Consider the following 16,724-nt stretch of genomic DNA (forward strand, 5'->3'; position numbering starts at 1 on the left):
GGGGATGACGACAACGCACTGGAACGGGCTGACCCTCAGCTATCTATCACAAGACGAATTTGATGCAGTGCTCGACGGGGTCCACCGGAATGCTCAACTTCTCCTGACGAATACCGCCTCCGGCACGACCCCGACTCTCTACTACCAAGTCGCCGTACAGGACGAAGAGGGCAACGGGTTAGAAGGCTGGCCCCTGCCTGTGGATTCGGGAGGCTTTGCTACCTTTCCCAACGGCGGATCAATCACGCTGGACGCGGGCGAGAGCCTGATTGTTCAGAACTGGCTCAGCGGCGTCTACGAGACACGGTTTGACAACACCCCACCAGAGGTCGGCGAGACCGCCACCTACAGCTTTACCTTTTACATCAGTACCGATCAGGACGCGTGGCGGGACTTATCTCTACTTCAGTCGGACGACACGACGATGTCGTTGACGGTCCCGATCACCTTTGTGAATTCTGACCCGAGCTCCCTGCCCTCTGGCGATCAGACACTGTCCGGAACCTTTACCCTGCCCGACGGGGTGTCGCAGGTGATGGTCGAGGTCGGCACAGAATATGGCCAGTGGTACAGCGTCGAGGCAACGATCACTGCGGGCGAACTGCAGTTCTCGGTAGATGTGCCAGAGCGGGACGACTGGTTCGTCCGTGTGTCCGGCCAAGGGATCGAAAGCGCGGTCTACACGGGCAGCGACCTAGCGGGCCATATCCAAGAAACGCTGACCGCCAGTGATGCCGAGGCTGACATCTTCACCGTGGCGACCACAGTTGAAACAGAAACGGGGTTCTGGCGCGGCGTTGCCTCCGAGATGGAAGGAACCTTTGTCGCCATTCCTGGACAAGAGAACTGGGCTGGCAGCTCGGACGCAGAGACTTCGGGCCACAAAGAGAACGGCACGCTGGTCAAGATGACCTATGACGGAGACGTTCTCTGGACCCATCAAACAGGATGGGAGGCATGGGGCGGCGCGATGTCTGAGGATGGTGGAAAGGTCGCCTATCTGACCACCCCGCACACGGGCCCCAGCGGCTACACCGCCGATCTGGTCGTGCTGGACGGGACCGACGGCACCGAGCTGTGGCGGTCAAGCTATGGGCAATCTGGCAACCGCGCGCTCGAAGGGCTCGAGATCGGCATGAACGACGCGGGGACCCGCGTTCTGTCAGGGGGAAGCTTTGGCAACCTGACGATGTTCAACGCGCGCACCGGCGATAGTCTCTGGGACAGTACGACGATCCAAGGTCAGGTTCGCAAAATCGTCTTCTGCGAGGATGACGCCTCTGTCCTCGTCGGGGCTGGGGACAACTACCTGTACAAGCTGGACAGCGCGACTGGCAGCGTGATCTGGCAGGCCGAGATTGGCGGATGGCCCTTTGTGAACGGGATCGATCTGTCGCCGGACGGGACCAAGATCGCCGTGGGCACCAAGTCCAAAGAAGTCTCTGTCATTGATTTGCACAACGGAGAAGTTCTGTGGCGAAAAGAGGCATGGATGGATGCGGTCTTCTCCCCTGATGGCGCCTATGTTGCAGATTTTTCCGGCGGAATTTATGACGCGGCGACCGGCGATCTGGTGGGAAATACTGGGCGCTACGGCACGGTTCAGTGGTCGGCGGACGGCATGTGGCTGTATCAGGCGGATCGCGGCAGCATCGTGGTCAGCGATCTGACGGGAGCGACCCAAGCGACTTACGAGGATGCCAGCGACACCACCCACGACGGCGGCGAACAAGCGCAGTGGTCCTTCTTAAGTAAAAATGACGGGTACTTCGTTGTTCTTGGGCGCGACATGTCCGATCTGCTGGAACGCGGGATCACAATCTGGGAAAACTCAGCCGCTTTGGGCAGTGACGGAGAGACCGTGCGCGGCACCCGTGACGCAGACGATCTGTCCGGCACTGCGGGCGGGGACAGGCTGATCGGGGCACTTAGGGGCGACACCCTGCTCGGGCTCGAAGGAGACGACACCCTGATCGGTGGCGGTGGCAAGGATGTCCTGGCTGGCGGGGTGGGCACGGACACCGCCCTCTTCAGAGGCGCCAGAGACGTGACCGTTGACCTGTCCCACACACAGTTCCAAAGCACGGGCTACGGGCGGGATCGCTTCGTCTCGATCGAAAATGTCGCCACAGGCAAAGGCGACGACAGCCTAACCGGATCAGACAGCAACAATGTCCTGAAGGGGGCGGCAGGTGCGGACACCATCACCGGCGGCGCGGGCCGGGACCTGCTCTATGCAGGGCGCGATGGGGCTGCGGACACCTTTGTCTTTACCTCGGTCACGGACAGCGGCACGCGCAAAAACCAGCGCGACAAGCTCTATCAGTTCGACAGGGGCGAGGACCTGATCGACCTGAGCGCAATAGATGCCAACGGGAACAAGAGCGGAAACCAGACCCTGAGCTGGTCAGACAGTGCCGCAACCCATTCGGTGTGGGCCGAGGACTCGGGCCGTCACATGCTGCTAAAGGCGGATGTGACTGGTGACGGGCAAGCCGATTTCTCGGTGCTCGTCACGCGGATCAATACATTGACCGAAGAGGACCTGTTGCTCTGAGCCGCGCTCAGGCAACAGCCATTTCATTGCGCAGCATCGCTGCATATTCACGGAACGTCAGCAGACGGCGCGTTTTCACGTCCCACAGATGACGGCGCGCGCAAGCAAAGCTTTCGCCGATGGTCAGCTGCTGCGCCTCTCCCAGAGCGGGAAAATCACGCAGAACTTCGGGCAAACGGTAGAACGGAATCCGGCTGTACAGGTGGTGCACATGGTGGATTCCGATATAGCCGACCATCCAAGCCATCCAGCCGGGCATGATGTAGTGCGAGCTGCCGTGCAGAGCCGCGTGATGCAGGTCCCAATCGGTCCCCTCATCCCAGCAGGTCTCTTCGAACTGGTGCTGGATGTAAAACAGCCAAACGCCAACCGTCGCGCCGACGACAACGGACGGCAACCAAACCAGCAAGATCGCGGCCCATCCGCCGATCAGCCAGAACACCGCAAGCAGACCAAGGATCGCGAGATTGGTGCCCATAGCGCTCTGCCAATAGCGGCGTTCGTTCATCAGACCCAGAGGGACGCGGTTCTGGAACAGGAACAGCAGCGCAGGAGCCATGCCGAACAGAAAGAGCGGGTGACGATAGGCGCGATAGCCCAGACGGCCCCAAAATCCGCGGGCGCGGTATTCTTCGGTGGTCAGGGTGGTGACATCGCCCATGCCGCGCTTGTCCAAATGACCGGCAGCCGAATGATGCACCGCGTGGGTCTGGCGCCAGACCGCGTAGGGCGTGACCGTCAGAACGCCCATCATCCGGCCCAACATGTCCTGAACCTTGCGATTGGGCAGCAACGCGCCATGACCGCAGTCGTGCTGCAGAATGAACGCACGGACCAAAAACAACCCTGCGACCGCCGCCACCGGCAGTGCTAGGATCGGCAAAACTGTCGACAGCCAGATCCCGATGCCCCACAGGGCAAACAAGGGCACCAGCGTGACCACGATTTCAGTAATGCTGCGCGCCAATACGGGATCCCGATACTTGGCAAGGACTCGCACCCATTCCCGCTCGGTGCGGATCGCGGCGTCGTTTTTTTCTGCGTTCATTGTCCGGCTCGTTCACGTTTTTTAATGGGCTATATTCGCAATTACGAACAAGCCGTGCGCCGATTTACACAAAACGCCCCCTGCGAGAAAGAAGAATTGCAGCCAATCCCGACGTTTGACAGTCGATCTATGCGAATGCGCTGGTCAAAATTCCCCTACGCAATAGGGCTCTGTCCAAGCGTGCGCGGCCATTTCTCGGTCAGCTACATCTATTCGGACAGTGGTTTCGGATGGGTTCTGGCATGCCGCACGCGCCAAGCGTTTGCACGCCAAGCTCATGAATTCATTACAGCACTCTGAGTGGCCGGACAAAGTTGACCTTGCGGCAGATATGCGCCGCACTCGAGCCTATTGTTCCATGATCAGGCAGGCTAAAATCGCGGGATCCGGCGATGATCCCGCTGGACAGCGCGATTTGCAAATTAATTCAGAGGGGCTGCGGCCAAAGCGCACGTGTAGGCTTTGCCTGCGCCCAACACTTGGGCGCGACCAGTTTCAGACGGCCTTTCCCCGAACTTTTTGCGGTAAGATACTGAAAATCGACCAAAACGGCTGAATGCATAGGTCGGTGCCGATCGGTAACGTTAAACCGCCCTAAACAGTCCAGTCGACAGGCATAGGGCCATCAATTCCTCGGTCACTCTTTGCAAACCTTATTTTTTCGGTTTAGCACTAAGGCAGCCGATCCGTCATACCTCAGAAGGCTCGAGGTGATCCGCTTCGCCTGTGACGCATACCCCGCCATACCAACCGGACCAAGCACAGATGCGCCCACGGGCTTGGCCTTGTCGGATGGCAAACCGCGTTTTGTCAGCGCCACGGCTTGCCCTTGGGGCATCTTGTTACGGTAGACGCCATAGCGGTGCCCCGCCCCCATCACAAAGCCGCTCGTGACCGTGCTCTCTGCCGCAGCCAGCTGCTGATCAATCCCTTGGTTCTTAGCCAGCAAGGCTCCAAGATAGGTGATCTGGAAATGCACAAGGGTGCCTGCGTCGTGGCTTAGAAACCGAAGTGCGTCAGCATCACCAATTCCCCTTGGCCCTAATGCTCCAAGCCCACTCAGGTGAACACCAACAGGGCCACACGATTGCTTGGGCGGCCCTTTCTCATAGGTCTACTATAGGCGCGGCTCAGATCCCGCCGAAGTGGAAAGCTTTGGTCTCGAGGTATTCCTCGATTCCTTCTTGCGCGCCCTCGCGGCCAAGACCCGAGGATTTCACGCCCCCGAACGGCGCCTCTGCATGGCTGACCGCGCCGGTGTTCAGGCCCACGAGCCCTGCCTGCAGCGCCTCGCCCACGCGGAAGGCACGCGCCATGTCCGTGGTGTAGAAATACGCAGCCAGGCCGAAAGGCGTGCCGTTGGCGATGGCCAGCGCCTCTTCTTCAGTCTCGAACTTGAAGATCGGCGCAACGGGGCCAAAGGTTTCTTCGGACGCCAAGCGCATGTCAGTGGTCGCGCCGATCAGCACCACGGGGTCCGCGAACCCCGCGGCCAGCTCGCGCTCGGCGGTGGCTTTGGTCGCGCCTTTGGACATGGCGTCGGCCACATGGGCGTTGATCTTGTCGATGGCGGCGGCGTTGATCATCGGGCCGATCATCGCGCCCTCTTCGGTGCCTGCGGCGACCTTCAAAGCGTCCACCTTGGCCGCCAAGGCCGCCACGAACGCGTCATGAATTCCCGACTGCACCAGAATGCGGTTGGCGCAAACGCAAGTCTGTCCGCCGTTGCGGAACTTGGAGGCCATCGCCCCTTCGACCGCCGCGTCCAAGTCAGCGTCGTCAAACACGATGAACGGCGCGTTGCCGCCCAATTCCAGCGACATCTTCTTGAGCGTCGGCGCACACTGTTCCGCCAGCAACGCCCCTACGCGGGTCGAGCCGGTGAAGGACAGTTTGCGTACCACGGGGCTGGCCGTCAGCGTGGCACCGATGACCTCGGGGCGGCCAGTCAGAATGTTCAGGACGCCTTTGGGGATGCCCGCCCGCTCCGCCAAGACACCCAAGGCCAAGGCCGAATACGGAGTGAAGTCCGACGGCTTGATAACCATGGTGCAGCCAGCGGCCAGACCCGGCGCGACCTTGCGGGTGATCATCGCGTTGGGGAAGTTCCAAGGGGTAATGATCGCGCAGACTCCCACGGGCTCTTTCATCGCGAAAATCTTCTTGCCCGAGACGGGCGACGGGATGATGTGCCCGTTGATGCGGCGGGCCTCTTCAGCGAACCAGCGGACAAAGGATGCACCGTACAGGATTTCCCCCTTGGCCTCGGCCAGCGGTTTGCCCTGCTCGCAAGTCAGGATCATCGCCAGATCGTCCGCGTGTTCCAGCATCAGATCGTACCACGCCATCAGGAGGTCGGCGCGCTCTAGATGGCTCTTGGCCTTCCACGCAATCATCGCCTCTTCGGCGGCGGCGATGGCGGCAGAGGTTTCCTCCGCCGTGCAGTCGGGCATGTGACCCATGGGCGCGGCGGTGGCGGGGTTGATCACCGCCATATCATCGCGAGCTATCCATTCGCCGTTGATCAACGCGGCCTGACGGAAAAGATCGGGATCGTTCAACTGCATGGCTCAGGCCTCCAAGGCGGACAGGATCGCCGCGGTGATTTCGGATGTGGAATTCAGGCCGGGACGGATGCCGATGCCCTGACCCGTGGCCGCCTCAATCGCTTTCAGAACAGCGGCAGCGGCTTCGGCCTGCCCCAGATGGTCCAGCATCATCGCCCCCGACCAGATCGCTGCGATGGGGTTCGCGATGTCCTGCCCCGCGATATCGGGGGCCGATCCGTGCACGGGTTCAAACATCGACGGCAGCGCGCGATCCGGGCTGATATTAGCTGAGGCCGCAAAGCCCAAGCCCCCCTGAATGGCCGCCCCCAGATCGGTCAGGATATCGCCAAAGAGGTTCGACGCGACGATCACGTCCAAGTCCTGCGGGGCCATCACCATCTTGGCCGCCATCGCGTCGATATGCATGTGGCTGACGGTGACTTCGGGGTAATCGGCGGCAACTTCGCGGGTCACCTCGTCCCAAAACACCATCGAGAATTTCTGCGCGTTGGATTTGGTGACCGATGTCAGATGCTTGCGGCGCATCATGGCCTGTTCAAAGCCAAAGCGGATGATCCGTTCCACCCCTTCGCGGGTGAAAATGGCGGTCTCGACGGCAACCTCGTTGCCTTGGCCCTGATGAACGCGGCCACCGGCGCCGGAGTACTCGCCTTCGGTGTTCTCACGGATGCAGAGGATGTCAAACCCTTCGGCCTTCAACGGGCCTTCGACACCGGCAAGCAGGCGATGGGGACGGATGTTGGCGTATTGTTTGAACGCCTTTCGGATCGGCAGCAGCAGCCCGTGCAAGGACACCGCATCAGGCACCGTCGCGGGCCATCCAACCGCCCCCAGATAGATCGCGTCAAAGCCCTTCAGGGTTTCGATCCCGTCGGCGGGCATCATCGCGCCGTGCTCCAGATAGTATTCGCAGGACCAAGGAAAGGTGGTCGGCTCCAGCGCGAAACCGAACTTGGCGGCGGCAGCGTCCAGCACCTGCATGGTGGCGTCAGTCACATCCACGCCGATGCCGTCACCGGGTATCAGGGCGATCTTGTAGGGGGTCATTCATAGTCTCCTTTGGCTGATCAGAGGTCGATCAGCACCGATTTCGTGCGGCGGTTCGCGTGATAGGCCTCGCGGCCCAAGTCCTTGCCGAGGCCAGAGGCTTTCCACCCGCCGGTGGGCAGAATGTGGTCGCGGCTGCGGCCATAGCGGTTGATCCAAACGGTCCCTGCCTCGAGTTTACGCGACAGGCGCAGGGCGCGGGACAGATCGCGGGTAAAGAGCCCCGCACAGAGGCCATAGGTCGGATGCTCGGCCAGTTGCATCGCCTCTTCATCGGTCTCGAAGGTCTGGAAAGTGGCGACGGGGCCAAAGATTTCCTCGGTCACGGCAGGGTTTGCGGCATCCACACCCGCGATCAGGGTCGGTTGATAGAAGCTGCCCGGATGGTCGAACTGGTCCCCACCACAGAGGATTTCGCTGCCCTGTTTCGCGCTCGCCTCCACGATGCTGTCGATCCGCTGTAGCTGGCGGTCCGAGATGATCGGGCAGAACCCCGGATCGGCGGCAAAGGTATCGGCAGGGCGATAGGCGCGGAACCGTTCGGCCAGCCGCGCGGCCAGTTCATCGGCAATCTCGCGGGCGACAATGATGCGCGATCCGGCCACGCAGAACTGGCCTGCATTGGGGGTAATCCCACGATCCAGACAGTCCACCGCTAGATCCAGATCGGCGTCGGCAAACACCACCATCGGGCTCTTGCCCCCCAGCTCCAAGGTCATGGGTTTGATGCCGGTGCGGGCGATATTCTCCATGATCGCGGCACCTGCGCGGGTCGATCCGGTAAAGGACACCTTATCGATGCCCCCGTGCCCTGTAATCGCGTTCCCCGTGATCGGGCCATCGCCAATCACCACGTTGATCAGCCCTGCCGGAATGCCCGCGCGTACGGCCAGTTCAGCCATGTAGATCGTGGAATAAGGCGTCATCTCGGAGGGTTTCAGCACCACAGCATTCCCTGCGGCCAAGGCTGGCCCCAGCTTCCACCCCGCCATCGAGATCGGGAAGTTCCAAGGCGTGATCGCCCCGATCACCCCATAGGGCGCATCGTCGATATAGCCAAAGCTGCTGTCATTTGTGGGGGCCAGCGAACCGCCCTCCTTGTCCGCGAATTCGGCGAAGAACCGGATTTGCTCGGCCGTCACGGTCACATCGCCGGTCAGCGCATGGGCATAGGGGCGCGACGAACAAATCGCCTCCAGCCCCGCCAGAGTGCTGGCCTCGGCCTCGATCAGATCGGCCCAGCGATGCAAGGCTTTCAGCCGGTCACGGGGCGTGCATCCGGCCCAGCCAGAGGACGCCAATGCATCCCGTGCCACCTGAACCGCCCGATCCACGGTGCCCGCGTCCGCCACCGGAACCGCCCCCACCGCCATTCCGGTCGAGGGCAAGCTCACCGCAATCCCCTCGGCGCCGGGCACATAGGCGCCCCCGATATAGTGGGCACAGGGCAAGGTCAGGGTCGCAGGATCAAAGGCCAGTGTCATCGCAAGTTCTTTCGCAAGGGGTCAGGTTGAAAATCCCGCGGTGGGCGCGGGCAATGCTGCCGAATGCTTGGGCAACGCGGCATAATCCACTGCGGCGCACGGGGCACTGCGCAGAAGATTGTGCCGTCAGTCAGAGCTGGCTTGGATCAGAGCGCTGAGGGGAACGGGCCGCACGGGTGCTTGAGACCGCAGTCGACCGACATCTTCGGTGCGCATGGCAGCCTGAGCCGCAATCACCTCAGCCCCGGCCAGTTGGCAGTAGCGCCCTTGGCACCGTCCCATTCCGACACGCCCCAGCGATTTGGCACGGTTCGCTTCGGGGCCGGACCAATCGGCGGTTTGACGCAGATCGCCCGCCGTGACGCCTTCGCATCGGCACAGAACCGTGTGATCTTCGGTCTGACGCACCATATTGGCGGGCCAAGGGAACGCGCGCTGCATGGCCCGCGCGAACCGCTCCATCCGATCAATCCGGCGCAAATCTGCAATCGGATCAGGGGCAGCGAGGTGCATATCACGCAAACACGCTGTGGCCGCTAAACGCCCCGCGATTTCAGCCGCATCGGCCCCAAGCAAACGGGCGCTGTCCCCTGCTAAATAGAGGTTTGCGCGCGCCCTGCCAAATCCGTCGATCTCTGGCAGCCACTGTACGAAATCTTCGTCCCAGTAAAATTGCGCGCCTGCCAGATCAGAAAGGTGCGTTTCGGCGCGCAGGTGCCAGCCCATCCCGACCGCATCGCAAGACGTCACGTGCTGGGTCCCCTTGGCATCGCGCCAGTGCACGGCGGTTGGGCCCTGCTCGTCCGTCTCGATCCGCAGCGGAGTGATCCCCGCGTGATAGCGGCGCCCCAATTGGCGGCGCAGTCCGAGCCCGCGCAAAGTGACCCAAGGCCGCACCGCAGCCATCGCCACGCCTCCGCGCACTTGCCCGCACATGTCAGAAGTATCGAGAACCGCGCGCACATCCGCCCCAGACTGCACCAACTGCACGGCCAGCAAAGTCAGCAAAGGCCCCGTTCCCAGCAGCACAATCTGCCGCCCCAGAGCGACGCCCTGCGCCTTGAGCGCGATCTGCATGGCCCCCAGCGTATAGACCCCGCCTGTTTGCCAGCCAGCAATGGGCACAACGCGGTCCATCGCGCCCGTTGCCAGAATGAGCCGCTCAAAACCAATCTGCTCGTACCCCGCAGGTCCTGACAGGTGCGCCGTCCCATCCCGCAGCCCCAAGACGGAAGTCTGCGCGCGATACTCTACCCTATTCTGCGTCACCAACGCGTCGAAGCACTGGTGCAGCGCGATGGCATTGGACGCTTCAGAGCCGTACAGCGCCTCGGGGCGTCTTGAGAATCCACGCGGCGGGCGGCGGTAAATCTGCCCGCCGGCCCGAGCGCCCTCGTCCACGACGACGGGGGTAATACCAGCCGTGGCCAGCGTCTCTGCCGCGCGCATTCCCGCAGGGCCCGCACCGACGATCAGCACCCGCGTCATGGCCTGTCCCACGGCCGCGGCGCTACGGTGCGTAGCCGCATCCCGCTGCGGATTTCGGTGAAACAGGCACGCAAACGGGGACCGCACTCCTGCCAGATCCAGCAGTCCTGACAGGCCCCCATCAGACAAAAGCCGGCACGCCCCTCGGGTCCGAATTCCGCCTGCCGCAGGATGGGACGCAGACTCAGGATCGCCGTTAGCACTGTATCACCGGACAACGCGCTGACAGGCGCACCGTCCAGATGAAAGGCGACAAGGGCGCGGTCCCTTTCTGCCAATCTGTGTACGCGGCCGCCGGTCATTCTGCGGCTCTTGCATGTGCATCGGGACGGGGAACTTCAGGGAACCGCACGCACACTTCTTCAAAGGCCGCAGCCACGCCCGCAGCGCCAGACCGCCCTTCCATGCGTTTGAAGACCTCTGTTTTCACAAAGAAGCGCCAGTGAATGGGCAGATCAGCCAGAATATCCGTCAGCAGATCATAGGCCTCATCGGTCCACTGCTGCTCGTACGTTGACCTCTCTGGACCGTAATGGAAATGCTCTGTGTGGCGGGGCATCGATGCCCGCAAAGCCTCTGTCGCCGTCACATCCACCGCGCCATCCACCAGCACGACGCCATACTCATCCCGCGCAGCCGCTTCGGAGACATAGCCCCCTGCCACATCACGCGCGACCCGTTCGGCCTGCCGATCCAAGGGGCACCCGCGCCCTGCTCCGCCCGCCGAGCGCACGGTCAGCACATCCCCCGGCTCCAGAGTGGCGGTGTCCACGGCGCCCAAACGGCGCTCGGCCTTGGTCCCTGCGTTCACGACCATGTCGGACAGGTCCGCCGCCTTGCCCCCATCACCCCCCAAGGGCGAAAGAATGACCGGTCGCGGTTCCGTGCCGTGATCCGCGTGTCTGGGGCAAAGACGCGAAAGGCCATCTCGGTCGCCAAACCGCCACGCCAATAGCCTGCCCCGCCGCTGTCCTGCGCCAGCCCGTAGCGGACGAATTCCACGGGAACTTCGGTCTCGGTGATCTCGATGGGCGTATTTTTCAGATAGGCCGCGTCGGCGCCCGAGCCGTTGGTGCCATCACGATGAGGCATGCCGCCTCCTCCGCCGACCACGGGGTTTACGGCGGCGATGACGGATTTTTGCGAGCGCTCGTCGCGGGTCATGACATTGACAATGCAGTTGTTGCCCGCAGGTGCGGCGGGCATCCGGTCGGGAATGGCCTGAGAGAACGCGCCAAAGATCACCGACCGCAACCGCGCACATGTCAGTGACCGCATTCCGACGGCCGCCGGGGCGACGGGGTTCAACACGGTCCCTTCGGGCGCGATGCAGGTGAAGGGGCGCGTGAGCCCAGTGTTCAGCAAAATCCGCGGGTTCAGGGAGTAGAGCACGTAATACACCCCGACCAGCAGCATGGTGTGGCGCGGATCGCCGCCACTTGGCACGTTCAAGGACGACGCCAGTTGTGGATCGGAACCGGTGAAATCCAGAACCGCGCTGTCCTCTCTGATTTTCAGGGTCAGTTTCAGGCGGCACGGGTTGGCTTGATCGCTGTCCTCATCGGCATAGTCCGCGAACACGTAGTCACCGTCTGGGATCTGGGCCAGCACGGCACGGGCCTGCGCCTCGGCCTGATCCATCAGGGCAGCCACGCCGTTCACGAACCCCGATTTGCCAAAGCGCTGGATCATCGCCTGCACCTTGCGCTCACCGGTGTTCAGGGCGCCGACGAGCGCCTTGATGTCCCCGATGTTCAGCGTGGGCTTGCGGACGTTCGTCTCCATAATCCGCAGGATTTGCTCGTCAAAGACGCCTTCGCGGACCAGCTTCATCGGAGGAAAGCGGATGCCCTCTTGGTGGATTTCGGTCAGCGAACGGGACAAGGACGCCGGCACCGCGCCACCCATGTCCGTGTTGTGGATATGCCCGCCGGTCCACGCGACGATCTCTCCGTCCGCAAAGACTGGTTTCCACAGGTGGGTGTCCGGCGCGTGGGTCGCGACGTGCCCCGAATAGGGATCGTTGGTAAACGCCACATCGCCGGGACGGTAATCCTCAACCATCTCGATTGCGCGGCCATAGGTCAGCCCCGGATACCACGTGGCCCCCAGCTCCATCGGCACGGCAAAGGTATCGCCCGCGCGGTCCATGAGCATGACGGTAAAGTCCTGGGTTTCTTTGACGAATGCGGAATGGGCGGTGCGGTGCAGGGTGTGGGCCATGTTCTCGGCCGCCGCGCGGGCATGGTTGGCCAGCACCGAAAGGGTCATTTTGTCGAACATCGGCTCACTCCGCATAGGTCAGGTGAATATTCAGGTGGGCGTCCACTTGGGCCGTGGTGCCGCTGGGGATGGCAAAGGTCGTGTCCTCTTGCGCCACAATGGCGGGGCCTGTGAACGTGCCCCCCGCGCCAAGGGTGGCGCGGTCGAACAAAGGCACCTCCTGCCAGCCATCTAGATAAACGGGGACAAGACGGGTGGGTTCGGCGGTCGCGCTATCAGCCGCTTGAACTGGGATTTCGGGCTTCGGCGCCGCGCCGATGGCCGAGAGGCGCAGGTTCACCACTTCGATCCGGCCTGCGGGGTCGTCAAAGTCGTAAATCCGGCGATGGGTTTCGTGGAACGCCTGCGCAATTTGCTGGGCATCGTTCAGCCAGCCCGTGTCGATGGCCACCTCGATCTCATAGCTTTGGCCCGCGTAACGCATATCCGCAGAGAGGCACAGGTCGCCCGCCCCTTCGTGCCCTTGGGCCAGAAGCCACGCCTGCCCTTCGCTGGCCAAATCGTCGTAGGCGTCAGTCAGAAGTGCGCCCGCCAGCGCCTCCAGATCGGCAAAGATCGTGCGGATGAAATCCCCGCGCAGGTCCGCCACAAGCCCGCCCAAAGCGGACACCACCCCCGGCCTGCGCGGCGCAATCACGCTGCGCATCCCCAGTTCCCGGGCCAGAAAGGCCCCCAGCATGGGTCCGCCCCCGCCAAATGGCATCAGAGCAAAGTCCCGCAGGTCCACCCCCGCGCGAGAGGACAGTTTCTCGACCTCGACGAACATTTCGGAAATTGCGATATCGAGGATGGCTTGGGCGGTTTCTTCCAGACCGCGGCCCAGTTGCGCGGCCAATGCTCCAACCACTTGGCGGGCCAAATCCAAGTCCATCTGAAGCTGTCCGTAGGCCATCTGGGAATGTCCCAGCCACCCACATACGGCCATCGCGTCGGTGACGGTGGCGCGGTCGCCACCTAGGCCATAGCACGCAGGACCGGGCAAAGACCCCGCCGATTCAGGACCCACACGTAGGACACCTTGGTCGTCCACCGATGCAATCGACCCGCCGCCAATTCCGATCGAACTGACCGAGACGGACGGAATGTGCAGCGGGAACTCTCCGATCAACTCGTCAGTGCCGAAACGGACCTCTCCATCGATGATCAGCGCGAAATCCGCCGAAGTGCCCCCAATATCCAGCGTCAGAACACGGTCCGCACCTGCTTGCCGGGCCAACCAAGACGCCCCGATCACCCCCGAAGCCGTGCCGGACAACAGCATCGACACGCAGTCACGGCGCCCCTCACCAGCGGTCATAAGGCCCCCGTTCGACTTGGTCAGCATGGGCCGCGCAGGCACGCCCTGTCCCGCCAGACGGTCTTGCAGCGCGGTCAGGTAGCCCGACACCCGCGGGTGCACATAGCCGTTCAGGATCGCGGTCGATGTGCGCTCGTATTCGCGGATCACGGGCCAGACCTCGGACGAGGTAAAGACGAAGAGATCGGGGGCCATTTCTTCGATCAACGCTTTGGCCTGCGCCTCTTGGGCGGGGTCGGACCAGCTGTGCAGGAAGGCGATGATGATCCCTTCAGCACCGGCTTTTTGGGCCGCCGCCACGGCATCCGTCAATGCCGCACGATCCAAGGGTACCGTCTCCTGACCGCCCGCCCGCATCCGCACAGGCACGCCAAAGATGCGTTCGCGGGGGATCAAGGGGTCGGGCCGGTGGCAAAACAGCGAATACATGTCGGGCATCCGCAGGCGGGCCAGTTCGATCACGTCCTCGAAGCCCGCGTTGGTGATTAGCGCCAGATCGGCCCCTTTGCGCTGGATGATCGTGTTGATCCCGACGGTCGTCCCGTGAACAAAGCGGGTGACGGTTTCGGGGGCCAGCCCCTCTCGTTCTGCAAGCAGCCGCAGGCCGGTCAGCAGTTCGGCACCCGGATCATCGGGCGTGGTTAGCACCTTGAGCGAGGCAATCCGCCCCGAGCGCGTTTCCAGCGCGCAGAAATCCATGAAAGTGCCGCCGATATCGACACCGATTTTCCAGTCCGCGTCGGCGGGGATCGGGGTGCTGCCGTCCATTTGATGTGCCTTTTGGTTGGGTCATTCCGTTGGCCTTGATGCCACCAGAAAGCGGCCCGCCCGTCCAAGACGCATGGCGCGGCAGCCCATAAGGCAGGCTTATGGAATGGCGGCGCGGATCTGGTCCGCCATAAGGGATTCGGCGCGGGACAAGGCTTTGCCCGCCAATGTCAGCAGGGCCAGCGGCATGTCGGGCGCCCCTGTCAGAGGCCGCGTGACCACCCCCGAAAACTGCCCCCACGGCAGCAGGTCATCAACCACGGCCACGCCCAATCCGGCCTGTACGAACCCCACGGCCGAGATGGACACGTCAATCTCCAGCTGAGGGGCGAAGCGCAGGCCCTGCGCTCTGGCGGCTTGGTCCAGTTCGTCATGGGGGCGGGTCGCGGCGCGGTAGGAGATGACGTGCTCGGCCTCCAGATCAGCGAAGGTCAGCGCGGGTTTGTCGGCCAAGGGATGCCCTTCGGGGAGCAGACAACAGAACCCCACCTGCCGCAGGATTTCGACGTCGATATCGGGGGCGAGCCGATCATCCAAAGCCAGCGCCAGCGCCGCATCCCCCGCCCGAAGCATCGAGATCAGGGTGGCAATAGGCGCCACATGAGAGCGCAGCAGGATATCGGGGTGACGCGCCCGAAACGCCGCCATCACCTGCGGCAGCAGGGACATCGCGGGGGGTGCCGACGAAGCAATTCGCACCAAACCCGCCCGCCCCAGCCGCAAATCCTGCGTCTTGCGGCGCAAACCTTCGAGGCTAGCGAACAGGCGCTCGGCCTCGGGGTATAGCTCCAGTGCTTCGGGGGTTGGGCGCAAACGCCCCTTTTCGCGGTCGAACAGGGGGAAGCCCAACTCATCCTCGCAATGCATCAGCACTTGGGACAGCGCGGGCTGAGAAATGTTTAAGAGCCGCGCCGCCCCCGTCACAGTGCCTGCCCGCATGACGGCAGTGAAAACCTCGAGCTGTCTGGCGCGCATCGCGGCCTCCTATAAGAGCGGCTTATGGCCGACCCTGTTTCCCGTCTTTGACCCCTGCCCTGTGGTCAGGCTGAGATGGGCGAAACGCAAAAGGGGGCCGGAATGGATGTGATCGTGATCGGGGGCGGGCTGATGGGCAGCGCGGCGGCGTTCTTTTTGACGCGGCGCGGGGCACGGGTGCGCCTGATCGAGAGCGGGTATATCGGCGCGGGGGCGACGGTGGCGTCGTTCGGCAACATTCGGCGGTCGGGGCGCTACTTGCCGCAACTGCCCCTGGCCCATCGGTCGCTGGCCTTGTGGCATCAAGCCGAAGCCCTGCTGGGGCGCGACGTCGAATTCCGCGCGACGGGCCATCTGCGCATGATCTTTGACGAGGCGAGTTTGGCCGACATGCGCCGGTTCACGCAGGATGCCGTGCCGTGGGGGCTGGCGTTGGAGGAGCTGTCCGCCACTGATCTGCACCGCCGCTATCCGATGCTGGGACCGACGGCGATCGGGGCGTCGTTTTCCCCGAATGACGGGTCCGCGAACCCTCGGCTGGCCGCACCAGCGTTCGCCAGTGCGGCGTCGCGGGATGGGGCCGAGATCATGGATCACACGACAATCACCAGCATTCAGAGGACCGAGGCTTGCTTCACGGTCGAGACCTCCAAAGGCACCTATCACGCGGAGGCCGTCCTGAACTGCGCGGGCGCTTGGGGTCGCCAGATCGCCGCGGATTTCAGGGAAACCGTTCCCCTGACCATGCACGGCCCCCAGATGGGCGTGACCGAGCCCCTGCCCCACCGCATCCTGCCCGTGATCGGCGTATGGGCGCAGCATCACGGAGCCTATTTCCGGCAGGTCCAGCGGGGGAATATCGTGTTCGGTGGCGGGGTTCCCCGATCCGATGTGGGGCCGGATGGCTATGCCAAGGCCCATTTCGATGTCCTGCCAGAGCAGCTGCGGCAGTTGGTGCAGATGTGCCCCACCCTGCGCGATGTGGCTGTGATCCGCCAGTGGTCGGGCTGCGAAGGGTACGTGGCCGATGGGCTGCCCGTGGTGGGCGCTTCGGGCACCACTCAGGGGCTGTTCCATGCGTTTGGCTTTTGCGGGCACGGGTTCCAGCTGGGGCCCGGCGTGGGCGATGCGATGGCCGAACTGATCACCACCGGCGCGTGTGAAACGCCGCTGGAGCCGTTCAGCATATCGCGGTTCGCGTGATGGC

At 63.0% G+C, this 16,724-nt stretch carries 13 protein-coding genes; 2 read left to right on the forward strand and 11 right to left on the reverse strand.

Features of this window, described 5'->3' with window-relative positions; genetic code table 11:
- Positions 1–4 precede the first annotated feature (4 nt).
- Positions 5–2,557, forward strand: a complete 2,553-nt coding sequence (locus N4A58_RS20280) for a PQQ-binding-like beta-propeller repeat protein (RefSeq protein ID WP_293713143.1) — start codon at positions 5–7, stop codon at positions 2,555–2,557.
- A gap of 7 nt (positions 2,558–2,564) precedes the next feature.
- On the opposite strand, the gene N4A58_RS20285 is transcribed toward N4A58_RS20280, so the two are convergent.
- The 11 genes from N4A58_RS20285 to N4A58_RS20335 all read right to left on the reverse strand — a co-directional run bounded on the left by N4A58_RS20285 (position 2,565) and on the right by N4A58_RS20335 (position 15,517).
- The gene (locus N4A58_RS20285; protein ID WP_293713145.1) at positions 2,565–3,605 is read right to left on the reverse strand and encodes a fatty acid desaturase; all 1,041 of its coding nucleotides are present in this window, start codon (positions 3,603–3,605) and stop codon (positions 2,565–2,567) included.
- 637 nt (positions 3,606–4,242) lie between these two features.
- Positions 4,243–4,584: a hypothetical protein gene (locus N4A58_RS20290; RefSeq protein ID WP_293713147.1), complete on the reverse strand. Its 342-nt coding sequence runs from the start codon at positions 4,582–4,584 to the stop codon at positions 4,243–4,245.
- 151 nt (positions 4,585–4,735) lie between these two features.
- Positions 4,736–6,172 (reverse strand): NAD-dependent succinate-semialdehyde dehydrogenase, encoded by a 1,437-nt coding sequence (locus N4A58_RS20295; RefSeq protein WP_293713149.1) that lies wholly within the window; start codon positions 6,170–6,172, stop codon positions 4,736–4,738.
- Positions 6,173–6,175: 3 nt separating this feature from the next.
- The gene (locus N4A58_RS20300) at positions 6,176–7,222 is read right to left on the reverse strand and encodes a tartrate dehydrogenase (RefSeq protein WP_293713151.1); all 1,047 of its coding nucleotides are present in this window, start codon (positions 7,220–7,222) and stop codon (positions 6,176–6,178) included.
- 20 nt (positions 7,223–7,242) lie between these two features.
- On the reverse strand, positions 7,243–8,706 hold the full coding sequence (locus N4A58_RS20305; protein ID WP_293713153.1) for an aldehyde dehydrogenase family protein: 1,464 nt from the start codon (positions 8,704–8,706) through the stop codon (positions 7,243–7,245).
- Positions 8,707–8,832: 126 nt separating this feature from the next.
- Positions 8,833–10,194 carry an FAD/NAD(P)-binding oxidoreductase gene (locus N4A58_RS20310; protein ID WP_293713155.1) on the reverse strand — a complete coding sequence of 454 codons (1,362 nt, stop codon included), beginning with the start codon at positions 10,192–10,194 and terminating at the stop codon, positions 8,833–8,835.
- Positions 10,191–10,496 (reverse strand): (2Fe-2S)-binding protein, encoded by a 306-nt coding sequence (locus N4A58_RS20315; RefSeq protein WP_293713157.1) that lies wholly within the window; start codon positions 10,494–10,496, stop codon positions 10,191–10,193. Before N4A58_RS20315 ends, N4A58_RS20310 begins: the two co-directional genes overlap by 4 nt.
- On the reverse strand, positions 10,493–11,011 hold the full coding sequence (locus N4A58_RS20320) for a hypothetical protein (RefSeq protein ID WP_293713159.1): 519 nt from the start codon (positions 11,009–11,011) through the stop codon (positions 10,493–10,495). The genes N4A58_RS20315 and N4A58_RS20320 overlap by 4 nt, the downstream gene beginning before the upstream one ends.
- Positions 11,002–12,477, reverse strand: coding sequence for a hydantoinase B/oxoprolinase family protein (locus N4A58_RS20325; RefSeq protein ID WP_293713161.1), 1,476 nt, complete (start codon positions 12,475–12,477; stop codon positions 11,002–11,004). The genes N4A58_RS20320 and N4A58_RS20325 overlap by 10 nt, the downstream gene beginning before the upstream one ends.
- 4 nt (positions 12,478–12,481) lie before the next feature.
- Positions 12,482–14,542, reverse strand: a complete 2,061-nt coding sequence (locus tag N4A58_RS20330) for a hydantoinase/oxoprolinase family protein (RefSeq protein WP_293713162.1) — start codon at positions 14,540–14,542, stop codon at positions 12,482–12,484.
- 99 nt (positions 14,543–14,641) lie between these two features.
- Positions 14,642–15,517: a LysR substrate-binding domain-containing protein gene (locus tag N4A58_RS20335; protein WP_293713164.1), complete on the reverse strand. Its 876-nt coding sequence runs from the start codon at positions 15,515–15,517 to the stop codon at positions 14,642–14,644.
- A 102-nt stretch (positions 15,518–15,619) separates the two neighbouring features.
- Between N4A58_RS20335 and N4A58_RS20340 the strand changes: the two genes are divergently transcribed.
- Positions 15,620–16,720 (forward strand): FAD-binding oxidoreductase, encoded by a 1,101-nt coding sequence (locus N4A58_RS20340; RefSeq protein ID WP_293713166.1) that lies wholly within the window; start codon positions 15,620–15,622, stop codon positions 16,718–16,720.
- The last annotated feature ends 4 nt before the right edge of the window (positions 16,721–16,724 follow it).

It is taken from the genome of Donghicola sp. (assembly GCF_025210255.1).
In the GTDB taxonomy this organism is placed as follows: domain Bacteria; phylum Pseudomonadota; class Alphaproteobacteria; order Rhodobacterales; family Rhodobacteraceae; genus Donghicola; species Donghicola eburneus.